11 protein-coding genes are annotated in these 20,674 nt (G+C 60.2%); all 11 read left to right on the top strand.

From position 1 onward, the window contains the following. Positions 1 to 66: 66 nt before the first annotated feature. The 11 genes from rpoC (at position 67) to GKZ68_RS14655 (ending at position 20,611) form a co-directional block, all read left to right on the top strand. On the top strand, positions 67 to 4,422 hold the full coding sequence (gene rpoC, locus GKZ68_RS14705; RefSeq protein ID WP_173116081.1) for a DNA-directed RNA polymerase subunit beta': 4,356 nt from the start codon (positions 67 to 69) through the stop codon (positions 4,420 to 4,422). A 285-nt stretch (positions 4,423 to 4,707) separates the two neighbouring features. After that, positions 4,708 to 5,733 (top strand): LacI family DNA-binding transcriptional regulator, encoded by a 1,026-nt coding sequence (locus tag GKZ68_RS14700; RefSeq protein ID WP_217275261.1) that lies wholly within the window; start codon positions 4,708 to 4,710, stop codon positions 5,731 to 5,733. A gap of 352 nt (positions 5,734 to 6,085) precedes the next feature. Further along, positions 6,086 to 7,651 (top strand): alpha-L-fucosidase, encoded by a 1,566-nt coding sequence (locus tag GKZ68_RS14695; RefSeq protein ID WP_254244017.1) that lies wholly within the window; start codon positions 6,086 to 6,088, stop codon positions 7,649 to 7,651. A 35-nt stretch (positions 7,652 to 7,686) separates the two neighbouring features. Continuing rightward, on the top strand, positions 7,687 to 9,126 hold the full coding sequence (locus tag GKZ68_RS14690) for an alpha-L-fucosidase (protein ID WP_173116077.1): 1,440 nt from the start codon (positions 7,687 to 7,689) through the stop codon (positions 9,124 to 9,126). A 47-nt stretch (positions 9,127 to 9,173) separates the two neighbouring features. Next, positions 9,174 to 11,558, top strand: a complete 2,385-nt coding sequence (locus tag GKZ68_RS14685) for a glycoside hydrolase family 3 N-terminal domain-containing protein (protein WP_173116075.1) — start codon at positions 9,174 to 9,176, stop codon at positions 11,556 to 11,558. Positions 11,559 to 11,587: 29 nt separating this feature from the next. Beyond that, a complete protein-coding gene (locus tag GKZ68_RS14680) occupies positions 11,588 to 12,616 on the top strand; it encodes an exo-alpha-sialidase (protein WP_173116073.1) in 1,029 nt (342 codons plus the stop codon). A gap of 158 nt (positions 12,617 to 12,774) precedes the next feature. Further along, complete coding sequence (locus GKZ68_RS14675; RefSeq protein WP_173116071.1) at positions 12,775 to 14,025, top strand: ROK family protein; 1,251 nt, start codon at positions 12,775 to 12,777, stop codon at positions 14,023 to 14,025. A gap of 83 nt (positions 14,026 to 14,108) precedes the next feature. After that, entirely contained in the window at positions 14,109 to 16,052 is a 1,944-nt protein-coding gene (gene nagB, locus GKZ68_RS14670; protein ID WP_217275260.1) for a glucosamine-6-phosphate deaminase, read from the top strand. Between the two features lie 42 nt (positions 16,053 to 16,094). Further along, complete coding sequence (locus tag GKZ68_RS14665) at positions 16,095 to 16,976, top strand: ROK family protein (RefSeq protein ID WP_173116069.1); 882 nt, start codon at positions 16,095 to 16,097, stop codon at positions 16,974 to 16,976. Then, the gene (locus GKZ68_RS14660; RefSeq protein WP_173116067.1) at positions 16,973 to 19,309 is read left to right on the top strand and encodes a family 20 glycosylhydrolase; all 2,337 of its coding nucleotides are present in this window, start codon (positions 16,973 to 16,975) and stop codon (positions 19,307 to 19,309) included. Before GKZ68_RS14665 ends, GKZ68_RS14660 begins: the two co-directional genes overlap by 4 nt. A 75-nt stretch (positions 19,310 to 19,384) precedes the next feature. Continuing rightward, positions 19,385 to 20,611 (top strand): sugar MFS transporter, encoded by a 1,227-nt coding sequence (locus GKZ68_RS14655; RefSeq protein ID WP_367949165.1) that lies wholly within the window; start codon positions 19,385 to 19,387, stop codon positions 20,609 to 20,611. Positions 20,612 to 20,674: the final 63 nt, after the last annotated feature.

Here is a 20,674-nt window from a genome sequence, read left to right as displayed (position 1 = left end):
GTCGAACTGTTAGAAGAGACTCTAACAGCTAAAAGCCAAACAGCTAACAGCTACTAAATCAATCTAATGGCTTTCGCAAAAAACAAGAAGTTAGTACAGGACTTCTCGAAGGTTACTATCTCGCTAGCCTCGCCCGAAGCAATTCTGGAGCGTAGCACCGGCGAAGTGGTAAAGCCCGAAACGATTAACTACCGCACCTACAAGCCCGAGATGGGTGGCTTGTTCTGCGAGCGGATTTTCGGGCCGGTGAAGGACTGGGAATGCCACTGCGGCAAATACAAGCGCATCCGCTACAAGGGCATTATCTGCGACCGTTGCGGCGTGGAAGTGACCGAGAAGAAGGTGCGCCGCGAGCGCATGGGCCACATCGAACTGGTGGTGCCCGTAGCCCACATCTGGTACTTTAAGAGCCTGCCGAACAAAATCGGCTACCTGCTGGGCCTGCCCACCAAGAAGCTCGACCAGATTATCTACTACGAGCGCTACGTAGTGGTGCAGCCCGGCGTGCAAGCCGAAGAAGGTGTGCAGCAACTCGACTTCCTCACGGAGGATGAGTATCTGGATATCATTGACAAGCTGCCCCGCGAGAACCAACTGCTGCCCAACGAAGACCCGCAGAAGTTCATCGCCAAGATGGGTGCCGACGCGCTGCAAATGCTGCTTGAGCGCATCAACCTCGACGAACTGAGCTACTCGCTCCGCGACTCGGCTGCGCACGAAACCTCGCAACAGCGTAAGGCTGAGGCTCTGAAGCGTCTGCGCGTAGTGGAGGCTTTCCGCGACGCCGCTACCCGCGTGGAGAACAAGCCCGAGTGGATGGTTATCCGCATGGTGCCCGTTATTCCGCCCGAACTGCGTCCGCTCGTGCCGTTGGATGGTGGCCGTTTTGCTACTTCCGACCTGAACGACCTGTATCGTCGCGTTATCATCCGCAACAACCGCCTCAAGCGCCTGATTGAAATCAAGGCGCCGGAAGTGATTCTGCGGAACGAGAAGCGCATGCTGCAAGAGGCCGTAGACTCGCTCTTCGACAACTCGCGCAAGGTGAATGCCGTGCGCGCCGAAGGCAACCGCGCCCTGAAGTCGCTGTCCGATATGCTGAAAGGCAAGCAGGGCCGCTTCCGTCAGAACCTGCTCGGTAAGCGCGTGGACTACTCGGGCCGTTCGGTAATTGTGGTAGGTCCCGAACTTAAGCTGCACGAGTGCGGCCTGCCCAAGAACATGGCAGCCGAGCTGTTTAAGCCGTTCATCATCCGCAAGCTCATCGAGCGCGGTATCGTGAAGACGGTGAAGTCGGCCAAGAAAATTGTGGACCGCAAGGACGCCGTGGTATGGGATATCCTGGAGAATGTGCTGAAAGGCCACCCGGTACTCCTTAACCGGGCTCCTACGCTGCACCGTCTGGGCATCCAGGCGTTCCAGCCGCGCCTCATCGAGGGCAAGGCTATCCAGCTGCACCCGCTCGTTTGTACGGCTTTCAACGCTGACTTTGACGGTGACCAGATGGCTGTACACGTGCCGCTAGGCCCGGCTGCTATCTTGGAAGCTTCGATGCTTATGCTGGCGTCGCACAACATCCTAAACCCCGCCAACGGCGCGCCCATCGCGGTACCGTCGCAGGATATGGTTCTGGGTCTGTACTACGTAACGAAGGGCAAGCGCTCGACGCCCGAAGAGAAAATTCAAGGCGAAGGCCGTATTTTCTACTCGGATGAGGAGGTAGTTATTGCCTTAAATGAAGGCCAGTTGTCGAAGCACGCGTACATCAAGGTGAAAACTATGGTGCGCGACGCTAACGATGATTTGGTACCGAAAATCATCGAAACGGTAGCCGGCCGCGTGCTCTTCAACCAGCTCGTGCCCACGGCCGTAGGTTTTGTGGATGAGTTGCTGACCAAGAAGAAGCTACAGCAAATCATTTCGATGGTGTTTAAGCGCACGGGTATGGCCCGCACCGCGCAGTTCTTGGACGACATCAAGACGCTAGGCTTCCAGTCGGCTTACAAAGGCGGCTTGAGCATGGGTCTGGGTGATATCCAGATTCCGAAGGAGAAAGACATTCTCATCAAGCAGGCACAAGCCGACGTAGCTGCCGTAACGCAGAACTACCAAATGGGTCTGATTACGAACAACGAGCGTTACAACCAAGTAATTGACGTCTGGACGCGCATCAACTCGCAGATTACGGAGACGCTGATGGGTCGCCTCGAAAAGGAGAACCAAGGCTTTAACTCCATCTACATGATGATGCACTCGGGCGCTCGTGGCTCGCGTGAGCAGATTCGCCAGCTTGGCGGGATGCGTGGTCTGATGGCTAAGCCTCAGAAGTCGCTGCAGGGCTCGGTAGGTGAGATTATTGAGAACCCGATTCTGTCGAACTTCAAAGAAGGCCTCGACGTAATTGAGTACTTTATCTCGACCCACGGTGCCCGTAAGGGCCTAGCCGATACGGCCATGAAGACGGCTGACGCCGGCTACCTGACCCGTCGTCTGGTTGACGTATCGCAGGACGTTATCGTGAACGAGCCGGACTGCGGCACGCTGCGCGGTACCGAAACCTTCGCGCTGAAGGACAACGAGGATATCGTGGAGCCGCTGTCCGAGCGTATCCTCGGCCGCACGGCCGTGCACGACATCATCGACCCGCTGACCGACGAGCTGATTCTGGCTGCTGGTGAGCAAATCACGGAGGAAACCACCCGCCGCATCGATGCTACCAGCATCGAATCGGTCGAGATTCGCTCGGTACTGACTTGCGAAAGCAAGCGCGGTATCTGCGCCAAGTGCTATGGCCGTAACCTGGCCACGGGCCGTATGGTGCAGAAGGGTGAAGCTGTGGGGGTTATCGCCGCGCAGTCGATTGGTGAGCCGGGCACGCAGCTGACGCTCCGTACCTTCCACGTAGGTGGTACGGCTTCTAACATCGCGGTAGAAGCTAACATCCGCGCCAAATTCAACGGCGTGATTGAGTTCGAGGATATCCGTACCGTAGCTGGCGTAAACTCCGAAGGAGCCGAAACTAACGTGGTAATGGGTCGCTCGGGCGAAATCCGCATTGTGGAGAAAGGCACCGGTAAGGTGTTCATTTCGAATCACGTTCCCTACGGCTCGTTTATCCTCGTGAAAGAAGGTGACACCGTAGAGAAAGGTCAGGAGCTCGTTAATTGGGACCCGTATAACGCCGTTATCTTGGCCGAGTTCGATGGTACCGTGCAGTACGACGCCCTGACCGAAGGCATTACTTATCGTGAGGAAACCGACGAACAGACGGGCTTCCGCGAGAAGGTAATTGTTGAATCGAAGGACAAGGCGCAAAACCCGTCGGTAATTCTGATTCCGGCTAAGGGTGCTGATGCTGACGCCAATAAGTCGTACAGCATGCCGGTAGGCGCTCACCTGAACGTCGAAAACGGCACGAAGGTGAAAGCTGGCTATATCCTGGCGAAGATTCCGCGTGCCGTAGGCAAAACCCGCGACATCACGGGTGGTCTGCCCCGCGTAGTGGAGCTGTTCGAGGCCCGCAACCCGTCGAACCCGGCCGTAGTGTCGGAGATTGATGGTGTGGTGACCTACGGCTCGGTGAAGCGTGGCAACCGCGAAATCTTCGTGGAGTCGAAAGATGGTGTGAAGCGGAAGTACATGGTACCGCTGTCGAAGTTTATCCTCGTGCAGGACAACGACTTCGTGCGGGCCGGTGCGCCGCTCTCCGACGGTGCCATCACCCCTAGCGACATCCTGAACATTCAGGGCCCCGGCTCGGTGCAGGAATACCTCGTGAACGAGATTCAGGAAGTATACCGCTTGCAGGGGGTAAAAATCAACGACAAGCACATTGAAGTTATCGTCCGCCAGATGATGCAGAAAGTGCTCGTGATGGATGCCGGCGACACGAGCTTCTTGGAAAACCAGCTCGTAGACAAGGTGCTGCTGATGGAAGAAAACGACATCGTAATCGACATGAAAGTCGTGACCGATTCTGGTGACTCAACCGAACTGCGCCCCGGCCAGATTGTGACCAGCCGCAAGCTGCGCGACGAAAACTCGTCGCTCCGCCGCCGTGACCTCAAGCTCGTGGAAGTGCGCGACGCCCAGCCGGCCGTATCGCGGCCCACGCTGCAAGGCATCACGCAGGCTTCGCTCGGTACGGCTTCGTTCATCTCGGCCGCTTCGTTCCAGGAGACGACCAAAGTGCTCAGCGAGGCGGCCATTCGTGGCAAAGCCGACGAGCTGCTGGGCCTGAAGGAGAACGTGATTGTGGGCCACCTTATCCCGGCCGGTACTGGCTTGCGCGAATACCAGGGCATCGAGGTGTCCTCGAAAGAGGACCTGGCTGCCCGTCAGAGCGCCCAGGCCGCCGAGCAGGTGGCTACGCCCGCCAAGCGCCCTTCGCGCGCCAAGCGCGAAACCAGCGTGTCGGAATAACGATTGACGCAGGTTTGTAAATGAAACCCCCGGTTAGCGCAGGCTAGCCGGGGGTTTTTGTATGACTGGCGGCGGCCTTTTCACCAGCAAGCCTACTTAATAGTAATTATTAGCAGCAACGGGGCTAATATTGACCCCTGTATCGGCAAGGAATTGCCAACGTTGGCTGCTATGACCTTGGCTGCCAGGCCGATTCTTTGGGCGGACCTCGGCCGCGTAGTGGCGCTGGCTAGCCTAGGTAGCGCGGCCCGCCAGATAATAGCCTACTCTATTTGCACAGCTACCTTGAAAAAGCGCACTCTTATTCATGACATTGCCAAGCACTTGGAGGTATCTATTGCTACCGTTTCGCTGGTATTGAATGGCAAAGCCAAGGAGCACCGCATCAGCGATGCCCTGGCCGTGCGCGTGCTTAAATACGTGGAAGAAGTAGGCTATAAGCCCAACCAGCTGGCTAAAAGCCTGCGCACCGGTAAAACGCACGTTATCGGCCTGCTGGTCGAGGATATTGCCAACCCGTTCTTTGCTACCGTGGCCGGGCTCATCGAGCGGCACGCGCTGGCGCGCGGCTATCATATTCTGTATTGCAGCACCGAAAACGATACGACCAAAGCCAAAGACTTGATTGCCATGTTGCAAGACCGGCATATTGATGGCTACATCATTGCGCCGCCCGCCGGGGTGGAAAAAGAGATAGAGGCGCTATTAAAAAACGATATTCCGACCGTTCTTTTCGACCGTTACCTACCCAACCTGCCTACCGACTACATCGTGGTAGACAACGAGGGCGGTGCCTACGAGGCCGCCTGCCACCTGCTCGCCCAGGGAATGGCCCGCGTGGCGTTTCTCACTACCGAGTCGGAGCAAACGCAGATGGCCGCCCGTCTCCAGGGCTACACCCGGGCCATGCAGGTGCACGGCCAACCCCTTATCGTGCAGCGCATTCCGCTAGCCTTCGAGGGTGATAAGGAGGTGAGCATCGCGGCCATCGGCCGTTTTCTCGAAGCCAACCCGACGTGTGAAGCCATCGTTTTTGCCAATAACTCGCTAACTGTCTACGGGCTAGAGGCGATAGGGCGGCTAGGGCGGCGCATTCCGCAAGACCTAGCCGTTATTTCCTTTGACGATAATGACTTGTTCCGACTGCACTCGCCGCCTATTACGGCCGTTGCGCAGCCGGTAGAAGCGCTGGCCGAAACCTTAATAAATGTGCTGCTGAATGGGCTGGCTACCGCGCAAGCCGCCCCGCCCGACAGGCAACAGATTGTGCTGCCGCTGTCCTTGCTGGTGCGGGGCTCATCGGTGCGCTAGCCTACGGATGGGTTAAGGATGGCTAGGGGTAGCCATTTTATAAATAGGCGGCGGGGGCGGCAACTGCCGGGATTTTTTGCGCAAGCCCTGAAATTCAGGTTGGCTTTTCGAATAGTTCAGTACCTTTGGCCGGTTTCGCTGTGGTAATTAAGGGCGGCTTCCGGGGCACACAAGCCCTGTGCTGTCAGCTAGTTATGTGCCCTGGCTGCTGCTTGCCTTAGGCTAGGCGTGCCAGTGATATTCGGCTATTAGCGATGGGTTGTTGCGCTGCCTAAGGCCGGCCGTTGCTCCTCGCAAGCTGGTTAAGTGAAGCCAAGTACGTTATCGTATCCAGTTAACGCTCCGTTATTTAATGGAAAAACATGCAGCAAATTGGTTGGGTAGGGTGAAGCGGCTGGGGCTAGCCGGGCGGCTGGCGGCCGGAATGAGCGTGCTGCCGCTGGCCGGCTTTGCGCAGCTTTATACTGCTAAAAACTACGTGGCCCTTGCGCCGGGCAGCTCGCCGGCGGCGGTGGTGCAAGCGGCGGCCGGAGTAGTGCCCTCGCCGCGGCAGCTACGCTGGCAGCAGCTGGAGCTGACGGGATTTATCCACTTCGGGATGAACACGTTTACGAACAAGGAGTGGGGCGATGGCACCGAAAGCCCGGCGCTGTTTAACCCCACTGCCCTCGATGCCCGGCAATGGGTACGGGCCTGCCAGGAGGGCGGTATCAGACAAGTCATTATCACGGCCAAGCACCACGACGGCTTCTGCCTGTGGCCGTCGAAGTTTACCAAGCACTCGGTGCAAAGCAGCCCCTGGAAAGGGGGAAAAGGCGACGTGGTAAAAGAGGTAGCCGAAGCCTGCCGCGCGTATGGCCTGGGCTTTGGCGTGTATCTCTCGCCGTGGGACCGGAACTCGCCGTATTTTGGCGACTCGGCCAAGTATAATAATTACTTTGTCAACCAATTAACCGAGCTGCTTTCTAATTACGGGCGGGTCGATGAAGTGTGGTTTGACGGCGCCAACGGCGAAGGACCCACTGGCAAAAAGCAGGTTTATGACTTCAACCGCTGGTACGCGCTCATTCGCCGGCTCCAGCCCACGGCCACTATCGCCGTGATGGGCCCCGACGTGCGCTGGGTGGGTACCGAGTCGGGCTACGGCCGCGCAACCGAGTGGAGCGTGGTGCCCACCGAGGCGCAGCAGCAGGCTGGCATCGCCGCTAGCTCGCAGCAAGAACCCACGTTTGCCCCCCATAACCGGATGGAAGACGACCTGGGCAGCCGGGCTAAAATCAGGAATGCGGCGGCGCTCACTTGGTATCCGGCCGAGATTGACGTCTCCATCCGGCCGGGCTGGTTTTATCACCCGGCCGAAGATGCGCAGGTAAAAACGCCGGCGCAGCTGCTCGATATCTACAACAGCTCGGTGGGGCGCAACGGCGTATTGCTGCTAAATATTCCGCCCGATAAGCGGGGATTGCTGGCGCAGCCTGATATTGCGCACCTAAAAGCTTTTAGCAGGCTGCTGGACGCTACCTATGCCACCAATTTTTTGGCAAACGCTCGGGTGGCTGGGCTGACCGCCAGCCAAGCGAAGGCCCTGCTCGACGCCAGGTATGATACCTACTGGACCACCACCGGCCGCGACACCACGGCTACGCTCAGCTTTGCGCTACCCGCCCCCCAAACGTTTGATATGCTACAGCTACAGGAAAATATTGCGGTAGGCCAGCGCATAGAAAGCTTCGTACTGGAGTATAAAAATGGGGCCACGTGGCAGCTGGTGGCGGCCGGCACCACGGTCGGCTACAAGCGCATTCTCACGTTTGGGCCTGTGCGGGCGCAGTACGTGCGGCTACGCATCACCTCTTCGCGGCTCAACCCTACGCTCGCGGCCATCGGCTTGTACAAGCAGGCGGCGGGGAGTAAGTGATAGCATCTTGTTTTTCAAAAGTATAAGCTACTGGTATGAAAAAATCGATTCTTGCCTTCGCCCTGCTCGGCGCGGCTAGCCCCCTGCCGGCCCTGGCCCAACAGCAAGGTATTCACCAGCAATCGACGGAATACGAAGCGCCCACCGACCCGCTGGTGAAGCAGAAGCTGGAGAAGTGGCGCGACCAGAAGTTTGGCCTCATTCTGCACTGGGGGCTATATGCCGTGCCGGGCATTATCGAGTCGTGGACCATCTGCTCGGAAGACTGGATTGAGCGCGACAGCACCGTGGCCTACGAAGACTATAAAAAGCGGTACTGGGACTACAGCAAGCAGTTTAATCCGGTGAATTTTAGCCCCGAGCAATGGGCTAGCGTGGCCAAAAAGGCGGGGATGCGCTACCTGGTTTTCACGACCAAGCACCACGACGGCTTCAATATGTTCGACACCAAGCAGTCGGATTTTAAGATTAACAACGGCCCGTTTAAGGATAATCCGCGCGCCGACGTGGCCAAGTACGTCTTCAACGCCTTTCGGCAGCAGGGCTTCATGATTGGCGCCTACTTCTCGAAGCCCGACTGGCATTCGCAGGATTTCTGGTGGTCGAAGTACGCCACGCCCAACCGCAATGTGAACTACGATATCAAGAAGTATCCGTGGCGCTGGAAAAAGTATCAGGACTTCACATATAATCAGATAAGCGAGCTGATGCACAACTATGGGGCCATGGACATCCTGTGGCTCGACGGTGGATGGGTGCGCCCCAAGGAAACCGTGAACGCGGAAGTGCGCGCCTGGGGGGCGCCGATTCCGGAGTTCAGCCAGGATGTGAATATGCCGCGCATCGCGGCCATGGCCCGCCAGGCGCAGCCCGGCCTGCTAATGGTGGACCGCACCGTGCACGGCCCCTACGAAAACTACCAGACGCCCGAGCAGAAAGTGCCCGACCACCAGCTGCCTAACCCCTGGGAAAGCTGCCTGACCCTAGCCAACAACTGGGGCTACGTGCCAAACGATACCTATAAGTCGCCCACCAAAATCATTCATTCGCTGGTCGAGGTGGTGGCCAAGGGCGGCAGCCTGCTGCTGGGCGTGGGCCCCAAGCCCGACGGCACGCTCGACCCCGAGGCCGTGACGCGCCTCACCGCCATTGGCAAGTGGCTGGATGTGAATGGGGTCGCTATTTACAATACCCGCTCGACACCCCGCTACCAGGACGGCAGCACGTACTTCACGCAGGGCAAGCAAGGCGTGCGCTACGCCATCACCTGCCTGCCCGAAAGCCAGGCCGCCCCTACCACGCTCACGTGGACGGGCAACGTGCCCCGCAAAGGCAGCAAGCTGACCCTGCTGCAAACCGGCCAGGCGGTGAAGTGGACTGCCGCCGGCGACAAAGTGACCTTGGCCCTACCCGCTACCCTAGCCAAGCAGGCCGGGGCGTACCCGGCGCTAGCCTTTGCCTTTGTAGCTGACTAGGGCAGGGGTGCCGAGCTTATTTCGATGACTATACCAGCCAGCTTTCCATGACGAAGTACCTCGCGCTCGGGCTAGGCCTGCTCAGTGCTACCGCCACCTGCGCCCAGCAGGCCCGGCCGCTTTACCAGAATAGCCAGGCGCCGACTGAGGCGCGGGTGCAAGACCTGCTGAGCCGCATGACCACGGCGGAGAAAGTGGGCCAGCTCTCGACGCTGCTCGGGTGGGAAATGTACGAGAAGCAGGGCCGGCGCCTCACAACCAGCGCGGCCTACCGCCAGGCCGTGGACGAGCGCCACATTGGCGCGCTGTGGGCCACCTTGCGCGCCGACCCCTGGACCAGGAAAACCCTCCTAACCGGCCTCAACCCCACGCAGGCGGCCGAGGCTACGAATGCCTTGCAGAAATACGCCGTAGAACACACGCGGCTGCACATTCCCCTGCTGCTGGCCGAGGAGTGCCCGCACGGCCACATGGCCATTGGCACTACGGTATTCCCCACGTCTATTGGCCAGAGCAGCACCTGGGACCCGGCCCTGATTCGGCGCATGGCGGCTGCCATTGCCACCGAGGCGCGGGTGCAGGGCGCCCACATCGGCTACGGCCCGGTGCTGGACCTGGCCCGCGAGCCGCGCTGGTCGCGGGTGGAGGAAACCTACGGCGAAGACCCCGTGCTCAACGGCCAGATGGGCGTGGCGATGGTGCAGGGCTTTCAGGGGGCTAGCCTCAAAAGCGGCGCTAACGTCGTATCTACTCTCAAGCACTTTACGGCCTATGGCGTGCCCGAGGGTGGGCACAACGGCGGTAGCATCAGCACTGGCACCCGCGAGCTGTTTCAGAGCTTTTTGCCACCGTTTCGGGCGGCCGTGAAGGCGGGGGCGCAGTCCATCATGACGGCCTACAATTCCATCGACGGAGTGCCGTGCTCAGCCAATCCATTTTTGCTTACCGATGTGCTGCGCCAGCAGTGGGGTTTTCAGGGCTTCACGGTGTCGGATTTGGGCAGTATTTCGGGCCTGGTTAACAATCACCACGTGGCTGCCACGGCACCCGAAGCCGCTGCGCTAGCCCTCAATGCCGGCCTCGACGACGACCTAAGCGGCTATGGCTTTGACAAGGAATTGCTGCAAGCCATTGAGCAAAAGCTGGTAACGCCGGTTGCCCTCGACCGGGCCGTAGGTCGGGTGCTGCGGGTAAAGTTTGAGATGGGCTTGTTTGAAAACCCTTACGTGGACCCGCGCCAGCCGCGCCAGCTGGTGCGCACCCCCGCCAACGTGCGGCTAGCCCGGCAGGTGGCCCAAGAATCGGTGGTGCTGCTGAAGAACGACAAAGACCTGCTGCCGCTGACTAAAGCGTTGGAGCGCATCGCCGTTATCGGCCCCAATGCGGATAATATGTACAACCAGCTGGGCGACTACACCGCCCCGCAGCCCGCAAGCAATGTGGTGACGGTGCTCGAAGGCATCCGGGCGAAGGTGCCGGCCACCACGCAGGTAACCTACGTAAAGGGCTGCGCTATCCGCGATACGGCTAGCGCCAACATTGCCGAGGCCGTAGCCGCTGCCCGCCAGGCGCAGGTGGCTGTTGTGGTGCTGGGCGGCTCCAGCGCGCGCGACTTCAAAACCGAGTACCAGAGCACCGGCGCCGCCACCGTAACGGCGGGCGGGCAGCAGGTGAGCGACATGGAAAGCGGCGAAGGCTACGACCGCGCCAGCCTAGACCTGCTCGGCAAGCAGCAGCAGCTGCTGCAAGCCGTAGTAGCCACCGGCACGCCGGTGGTGGTAGTGCTCATCAAGGGCCGCCCGCTGAACCTCAACTGGATGGCGGCCTACGTGCCCGCCCTGCTCGATGCCTGGTATCCTGGCCAGGAGGGCGGCAATGCCGTGGCCGACGTGCTGTTTGGCGATTACAACCCCGCCGGCCGCCTGCCCATCTCGGTGCCCAAAAGTGTGGGCCAGCTGCCAGTGTACTACAACGCCAAGCGCCCCCCCACGCACGACTACGTCGAAACTGACTCGAAGCCGCTCTACAGCTTCGGCCACGGGCTGAGTTACAGTAAGTTCACGTATTCTGATTTGCAGGTGAGCCCTGTCGAAGCCCAAGGGGCGGTGCGCGTAGCAGTGCAGTTCAAAGTGAAAAATACCAGTGCGCGGGACGGCGACGAAGTAGCCCAGCTCTACCTGCGCGACGAGGTTAGCTCGGTAGTTACGCCCGTAAAGCAGCTGAAGAAATTTCAGCGCTTGACCCTCAAGGCCGGTGAGCAGCAAGTAGTGGCCTTCGAGCTGACCGCCGAAGACCTGATGCTGCTGAACGGCCGCCTGCAATGGGCCGTGGAGCCGGGTGCCTTCACGGTGCAGGTCGGGGCTTCGGCGGAAGATGTGCGGCTGCAGGGACAGTTCAAAGTTGCTCGGGCAATCGAAAATATTGCGTGGTAGGGGTAGCGCGCCTGGGTAAAATTTCGCACATGAAAAAGCTATTTCTCCTCACCGCGCTGGCCTTGCCCGCCCCGTCGCTAGCCCAGCAAACCTGGATTATCGCGAAGCAGGAGCTACTTTTTACGGCCCCGCCGTTCAGGCAGTGCCACGCCGCTACGCTGGTCGAAGTAGCCAGGGGCAAGTTTCTGGTAGCCTGCTTTGGCGGGTCGCAGGAGAGCCGGCCCGACGTGGCCATCTGGCTCACCACCCTTGATAAAAAAGGCATCTCGGCCCCGCAGAAAGTAGCCGATGGCGTGGTGAGCGATTCGCTGCGCTACCCGGCCTGGAACCCGGTGCTATTCAAGCCGCGCGGCGGCGAACTGCTGCTGTTTTATAAAGTGGGGCCCAACCCGCGCGAGTGGTGGGGCATGGTCAAAGCCTCGCCCGACGGCGGCCGCACGTGGTCGGTGGCGCGGCGGCTGCCGCCGGGCGTGCTGGGGCCCATCAAAAATAAGCCCGTGCAGCTGGCCGACGGCACCATCCTGGCCCCGTCGAGCGTGGAGGAGGCTAGCGGGCACTGGACCGTGCACCTCGAAAAATCGACTGACCTGGGGCGGACGTGGCAGCTCATCCCGGTCGATAATGCGTCGGCCCTGGATGTGATTCAGCCCAGCATCCTTACGTATCCGGGCCGCCGCTTGCAGCTGCTGTGCCGCAGCAAGCAGGGGCGGCTGGTGCAAGCTTGGTCTACCGATAACGGCGCGAGCTGGGGGCCGCTCTCGCAAACATCGCTGCTTAATCCCAATTCCGGCACCGACGCCGTGACGCTGCATGATGGCTCACAACTACTGGTATATAACCCCGATGTGCCAGGCAAAGACTGGTTTAATGGCCGCAGCCGGCTACGCGTGGCTCAGTCGGCCGATGGCCTGAGCTGGCACGATGTGGCCGAGCTGGAAAAGGGCTCGACGGAAGAATACAGCTACCCGGCCATTATTCAGGCCCAGGATGGCGGGGTGCATATCACCTATACCTACAACAGGCAGAATATCAAACATGTAGTATTGGTAAAGCGCTAGTCTATTCACAGAATAATGAAAAAATGGTGCGACCAGTATTAATTGGTTTCATCATTTTTTTTGTTTTTAAAATGTACTTTCATAAAAAAATAACACAAGTATTTTGACTTGTGGTAAAAGTTAACTTTATTTACGCAAAACTTAACGATTACCTCAGGATGAGTTCATTATTAGCACTTGAGGAAACCCATTTGGCCCGGCTCAATAATGTGGAGCGGCGCAAGCACATTCAGAAGCTCAAAATAGTGAAGCACTTGTATGTGAAAGGCGCCAAAACCAACGCGGATATCTGTTCGCGGTTTGCCATTAGCTCGCCCACTTCGATTGCCATTCTCAACGAGCTGGTGGCCGAGGGGCTGGTTGAAAAGCAGGGCCGGGGCAAGTCGCTGGGCGGGCGCAAGCCGGAGCTCTACGGCCTGCGCGACGGGTCACTGTTTGTGCTGAGTATTCACATCGAGCAATTTAAGACGCGGATAGCTATTTTTGACAATAACAATCATATTGTCAGTGGCTTGCATAGTTTTAGTATTGAGCTGACGAGAGACCTGGGCGCGCTGGCGCAAATACACGCTCATGCCCAGGCACTGCTGCTGGCCTCGGGCATCGAGCTCAATAAGCTCGTGGGCGTGGGCGTGAGCATGCCGGGGCTGGTGGCCTCCAAGGAAGGCAACAACCACACGTATCTGCTCACGGGCGGCACCTCCGAATCGCTGCAGCAGCTGCTGGAAGAGCAGTTTGGCAAGCCGGTTTTTATTCAGAACGATGCCAAGAGCGCGGCACTGGCCGAGTACCGCTTTGGCCTGGCGCACGGGCTGCGCGATGCGCTGGTGCTGTCGATGGACTGGGGTATCGGCCTGGGCATCATCCTGGATGGCAAGCTTCGCAGCGGCGCGCTGGGATTTGCCGGCGAGTTTGGCCATATTCCGCTGGTTGATGGTGGGGCGCTGTGCCACTGCGGCAAGCGTGGCTGCCTCGAAACGATGGCCTCGGGCAGCGCTATTGTGCGGCTGGCCAAGGCCGGTATTCGGGCCGGGCAGCGCACGCTGCTCAGCCAGCTTACGGCTCCGGAGCTCGACCAGCTGGAGTCCGAGCAGGTGTATGCGGCGGCCCACGAAGGCGACCAGTTTGCCATCAACACGCTGGCCGAGGTGGGCACCAACCTGGGCAAGGGCATTGCGATTCTGATTCAGCTTTTCAACCCCGAGCTCATCATCCTGGGCGGCAAGATTGCCCAGGCCAAGCAATTTATTTTTCCCGCTATTCAGCAGGCTATCAATACGTACTGCATGGCCCAGCTGCGCGAAAAAACCACCGTTGTGGTGTCGGAGCTGGGTGATAATGCCGTGGTACTGGGCTCGGTAGCCACGGTGATGGAAAATATTTTCGAAAGCTACCTGGAGCTGGCTTAAGCTGCCCCCAGGCAGTGTGTAAGTAGTTGATTCGTCCTGCCTTGTTTGTCCTGGCCCTTTTCTGAAATTCTGGCTTTGTTCCTATGCAAAACGTTACGCTGCCCATCATGACCCGCCTCAACCTCCTGGAGGAAACGCGTTTTGAAAAACTGCCGGTGACCGTGTACCGCGATAAGGAAACGGCTGCCATTGAAGTAGCTGCGCGCATCGCGGCCCTTATCAAGCGCAAGCAGCAGCGCGGCGAGCGGGCCGTGCTGGGGCTAGCCACCGGCGCCACGCCGGTGGGCGTGTACGAAGAGCTGGTGCGCCTGTACCGCGAAGAAGGCCTGAGCTTCCGCAACGTGGTAACCTTTAACCTCGACGAGTACTACCCCATGCAGCCCACGTCGGCGCAGAGCTACGTGACGTTTATGCACGAAAACCTGTTCGACCACATCGACATCGAGCGGGAGAATGTGCACATCCCCGACGGCACCCTGGCCCCGGAAGAAGTGGCGGCGTTCTGCCTCAACTATGAGCGCCAGATTGCGGAGTGCGGCGGCCTCGACCTGCAGCTGCTGGGCATTGGGCGCACGGGCCACGTGGGCTTCAACGAGCCGGGCTCGGCCCCCAACTCGGGCACGCGCCTGGTGACGCTCGACGACCTGACGCGCCGCGACGCCTCGCGCGACTTTGGGGGCAAGGAGTACGTGCCGCGCAAGGCCATTACGATGGGCATTGGCACTATTTTTCAGGCCCGCGAGATTGTGTTGCTGGCCTGGAGCGGTAAGAAAGCCCCCATTATTAAGAAGGCTGTGGAGGGCGAGGTGTCGAGCGAGGTGCCCGCTACGTACCTGCAACTAGCTGAAAACGTAGAATTTATTGTCGACGAAGAGGCGGCGGCGGAGCTAACGCGCTTCGACAAGCCGTGGCTGGTGAAAGACTGCGTGTGGGACGAGCAGCTCATCAAAAAAGCGGTTATCTGGCTCTCGAATACCCTGGGCAAGCCCATTCTCAAGCTCACCGACGAAGACTACAATAGCAATGGCATGGCGCAGCTGGCCACCGAGCAGGGGCCGGCTTACGCCATCAACATTCGCATTTTCAATAAGCTCCAGCACACCATTACGGGGTGGCCGGGGGGCAAGCCGGGGGCCGACGACTCGCAGCGCCCCGAGCGGGCCTTGCCCGCCACGAAGCGGGTTGTTATTTTTTCGCCCCACCCCGACGACGACGTGATTTCGATGGGCGGCACGTTTATCCGCCTCATCGACCAGGGGCACGACGTGCACGTGGCCTACCAAACCTCGGGCAACACGGCCGTGTGGGACGATGACGTGCTGCGCTACATGGAGTTTGCCATCGACTTTGCGGCCAGCCTGGGCAAGGAGGCTAGCCAGCTGCAGGCGGTGTACGACGAGAGCCGGCACTTTATTCAGCAAAAGCAAACCAACCAGGTCGATACCGAGGCCATTCGCAACGTGAAAGGCTTTATTCGCAAGAGCGAGGCCATTGCGGGCGCGCGCTACGCGGGGCTGGCCGACGACCACATTCACTTCCAGGCGCTGCCCTTTTATGAGTCGGGCAAAACGTCGAAAAACTCGGTAACGGATAAGGATATCGAGCTGACGATGGCGCTGTTGCAGCAGGTGCAGCCACAGCAGGTATTTGTGGCCGGCGACTTTGCCGACCCCAACGGCACGCACGTGGTATGCTTCAACATCGTGAACGAGGCGCTGCGCCGCCTGCGAAAAACCGAAAGCTGGGTCGAAGCCTGCTGGATGTGGATGTATCGCGGGGCCTGGCACGAGTTTAAGCCCTACGAGATTGAGATGGCCGTGCCGCTGTCGCCGCAGGAAGTAATTCGCAAGCGCAACGCCATCTTCAAGCACCAGAGCCAAAAGGATACGCCCGTGTTTCCGGGCGACGATGCCCGCGAGTTCTGGGTGCGGGCCGAGCACCGCAACCGCGAAACGGCCCAGCAATACGACCGCCTGGGCATGGCCAACTACGAAGCGATGGAAGCGTTTGTGCGCTGGCATTTTTAAGGCTGCCACCCGCGTCGCATCTCTTTCTAACTCTCCTTCCGCATGAGCAGCACTAAGTACCTAGGCGTAGACATTGGCGGCACGAAAGTGCACCTGGGCGTGGTGCAGCACGGCCAGGTGGTGCAGGAAACGCGGTTTGAGACGCCGTTTGACGCGCCCCGGGAGGAAATTCTGGCCGAGCTGACGCGGCAGCTGGCCCCGCTGGTGACGGACGAGGTGGCGGGCATCGGCATTGGCGTGCCGGGGCTGGTAGACGAGGAAAAAGGCATTGTGCACAACGTGCAAAATATTCCGTCGTGGCGCGAGGTGCACCTGCGCCAGCACCTGGCTAGCCACTTCGACCAGCCGGTGTATATCAACAACGACGCGAATGTCTTCGCCCTTGGCGAGAAAATGTACGGCCAGGGCCAGCCCTACGCCAACCTCGTGGGGCTGGTGCTCGGCACCGGGCTAGGGGGCGGCATTATTATCAACCACCAGGTGTATGCCGGCACGCTGGCCAGCGCCGGCGAGTTTGGCAGCGTGCCTTACCTCGACAAAACGCTGGAAGACTATTGCAGCGGCAAGTTTTTTGGGCAGCGCACGGGCCGGCCGGGCACCGAGTGGCACGCCCGCGCCCGGCGGGGCGATGCCGAGGCGCAAGCCGTGTACGCCGAGTTTGGCTGGCATCTGGGGCAGGCGCTGCACATCATCCTGTACGCCCTGGCGCCCGAGGCCATTTTGCTGGGTGGCTCGGTGAGCAAGGGTTTTGAGTATTTCCGGGGCAGCCTGCACGAAAGCCTGGCAGCCTTTCCTTTCAAGCAGGTAACGGAGCGGCTGGTAGTGGCACCCTCCGCCCTCCGCAACGCGGCCGTGCTGGGCGCCGCCGCCCTCTGCCACATGAAGCAGCTTACTTCCCGCCCTCACCACACACTCGTACTATGACTAAGACCCTCGCCGCCGCCCTGGCCGCCGTGCTGAGTGTAGGCGGGCTAGCCCCTGCCCACAGCCAGCAGGTTCCCGCTAGTCCGGCCGGCATTGCCATTATTCCGCAGCCGGTGCGGCTGGTGCCGGGCACTGGCAGCTTCGCCATTACGCCGGCAACCCGGATTTACGTTGGCCCCAAAAATGACGAGCTGCGCCGCATCGGCCAGAGCCTGAGCGAAGAAATAAGCCGCGCTACCGGCGTGGTGCCGCCCGTAGTGGCGGCTGCGCCGGGCAAAAACCTCTCCGGTGCTATTTACTTAAAGCTTTTAGCCGCCCTCGACACGCTGGGGCCCGAGGGCTACACCCTGAGCGTGCAGCCGGCGCAGGTAGTGCTGGCCGCCCGCCAGCCGCAGGGCCTGTACCTGGGTACCCAGACCATCCGGCAGCTGCTGCCGGCGCAGCGCACCGCCAGTGCTAGCCTGCCCGCCGTGGAAGTGGCCGACAAGCCGCGCTACCAGTGGCGCGGCATGCACCTCGACGTGAGCCGCCATTTCTTCCCGGTCGAGTTTGTGAAGCAGTACATCGACTACCTGGCGCTGCACAAGATGAACACCTTTCACTGGCACCTCACGGACGACCAGGGCTGGCGCGTCGAGATTAAGAAATACCCTGGGCTAACCTCAGTAGGCGGCTACCGCGACGGCACGCTCATCGGCCACTACGGCGCGAAGGTGCCTGAATACGACCACGTGCGCTACGGCGGCTTCTATACCCAGGAACAAATAAAAGAGGTGGTGAAATACGCGCAGGACCGCTACATCACGGTGGTGCCCGAGATTGAGATGCCCGGCCACGCCCTGGCGGCGCTCTCGGCCTACCCCGAGCTGTCGTGCACCGGCGGCCCGTTCAAAGTGGGGCAGACGTGGGGCGTGTACGACGATATTTTTTGCGCCGGCAACGAGCAAACCTTCGCCTTTTTGCAGGACGTGCTGACGGAGGTGGTGCCGCTTTTTCCGAGCAAAATCGTGCACATCGGTGGCGACGAAGCCCCCAAAACCCGCTGGAAAACCTGCCCCAAGTGCCAGGCCCGCATCAAGGCCGAGCACCTCAAGGACGAGCACGAACTGCAGAGCTACTTCGTGCAGCGGATGGAGAAATTCGTGAACAGCAAGGGCAAAACCATCATGGGCTGGGATGAAATCTTGGAGGGCGGGCTAGCCCCCAATGCCGCCGTGATGTCGTGGCGCGGCATGGAAGGCGGCACGGCCGCCGCCCGGCAAAAGCACCAGGTGGTGATGACGCCCGGCGAGTTTGTATACTTCGACCACGCGCAGGGCGACCCCACCCTGGAGCCCCTGAGCATCGGCGGCTACCTCCCCTTGGAGAAGGTCTATTCCTTCGAGCCCACGCCTTCCGAACTCACGGCCGACGAAAAAAAGTACATTCTGGGCGCGCAGGCCAATCTCTGGACCGAGTATATCCCGACCACGCAGCAGGTCGAGTACATGGTGCTGCCCCGCATGGCGGCCCTGGCCGAAGTGCTCTGGACGCCGGCCAGCCTCAAAAACTGGGCGAGCTTTAAGGTGCGCATGCAGCCGCAGTACCAGCGCTACGCCGCGCTCGGGGCCAACTATGCCAAGAGCGCCTTCAACCCGCGCCAGCAGTTTGTGCCCGATACTACCAAGGGTGGCGATGTGGTGAGCCTGCTGCTCGACGCCACCGGCCCGCAGGTAACCTACACCCTCGACGGCTCGGCGCCAACTCCGGCTTCGACTGCTTATACCGGGCCTTTCACGCTCAGCCGCTCGGCGGTGGTGAAAGCCGCCTCGTTTGAGAACGGCCAGCCGGCCGGCAAGACGACGACTACCGAGGTGCTGGCCCATCAGGCCCTGGCCGCCCCGACCCGGCTAGCCAGCGCCCCGCACAAAAACTACCGCAGCGTGGGCCCCCTCACGCTGGTCGATGGCCTGCACGGCTCGCTCAGCCACACCGATGGGCGCTGGCTAGGGTTTTTGGGTACTGACCTGCTGGCGACCATCGACCTCAAAAAAACCACCGAAATCAGCCGCCTGCGCAGCACGTTCTTGCAGAAGCCGGAAGACAAAATACTGCTGCCCAGAATGGTAGAAGTAGCCGTGTCGAACGACGGCCACACCTACAAAACCGTGTACACCGGGCCCGTAGCGGCGGCCCAGCCCGGCACCAGCATCGGCGAGGTAAAAGCCGACTGGAAAAAAACCAAGGCTCGCTTTGTGCGCGTCACGGCCAAAAATGCCCAGCCGCTAGCCCCCGGCGCTACTACGCAAGACACTGATACCTGGCTGTTTGCCGACGAGCTGATGGTGCAGTAGGGCGCCACTTATATCCTGGCCGAATGGGCAGTTGCCGGCCCGCATTCTTACCTCCTCAAACCACCCCGATACCGTATGCCTACCGTTGCTACCACGGCCCCCGCGCCCGCCCGGCCAGCTACCGGCCAGCCCACGAAGTCGATTGTTATTATCGGGGCGTTGTTTTTCATCTTCGGCTTCGTCACCTGGCTCAACTCGGTGCTGATTCCGTACCTGCGCATTGCCTGCGAGCTGACCAACTTCGAGGCCTACCTGGTGGCGTTCGCCTTCTACATTTCGTACCTGGTCATGGCCATCCCGTCGGCCTGGGTGCTGAAAGCCACCGGGTTCAAAAAAGGTATGTCGCTGGGGCTGCTGGTGATGGGAGCGGGGGCCCTGCTTTTTGTGCCGGCCGCACTCACGCGCACCTACGGGCTGTTTTTGCTGGGGCTGTTTGTGCAGGGTACGGGGCTGGCGGTGCTCCAGACGGCGGCTAACCCCTACATCACCATCCTGGGCCCGCGCGAAAGCGCCGCCAAGCGCATCAGCATCATGGGTATCTGCAACAAGGTGGCCGGCGCCATCGCGCCCGTTGCGCTGGGGGCCGTGGCCCTCAAGGATGCCGACGCCCTGGTCAAGCGCCTGGCTAGCCTCAGCCCCGCCGCCAAGGCCGCCGAGCTCGATGCCCTGGCCGCCCGCGTAGTCACGCCCTACCTGCTGATGCTGGCCGTGCTGGTGGTGCTGGCCGGGCTCATCTACTTCTCGGCGCTACCCGAAATCGACACCGACCACGAAGACGAAGCCGTGGCGGCGGCCAACACGAACAAATCGAGTATCCTTCACTTTCCGCACCTGCTGCTGGGGGCGCTGGCCATGTTTTGCTACGTGGGCGTAGAGGTGATTGCCGGCGACACTATTATCAGCTACGGTGCCTCGCAGGGCATTGCCCTGGCCACGGCCAAATTCTTCACTACCTGCACGCTGGTAGCCATGATTGTGGGCTACGGTATTGGCATTGCCGCCATTCCGCGCCTCATCTCGCAGGAGCGGGCCTTGCAGGTTTCGGCCGTCACGGGGGTGCTGTTTGCACTGGGCGCGCTCTTCACCACTGGTTACACGTCAGTGCTGTTTATCTCGCTGCTGGGGCTAGCCAACTCGCTGATTTTTCCGGCCATCTGGCCGCTGGCGATTGACGGACTCGGGCGCTTCACCAAACTGGGCTCGTCGCTGCTCATCATGGCCATTGCCGGGGGGCGGTGCTGCCGCCGCTCTACGGGCTGCTGGCCGACCACTCCTCGCCCCAACACGCCTACTGGCTGGTGATTCCGTGCTACTTGTTTTTGCTGTTTTACGGCGCGGCCGGGCACACTATTCGCCGCGCTTAGC

This window comes from Hymenobacter sp. BRD128, assembly GCF_013256625.1.
Taxonomy (GTDB): Bacteria; Bacteroidota; Bacteroidia; order Cytophagales; family Hymenobacteraceae; genus Hymenobacter.
This window is presented reverse-complemented; position numbering and strand designations above follow the sequence as displayed.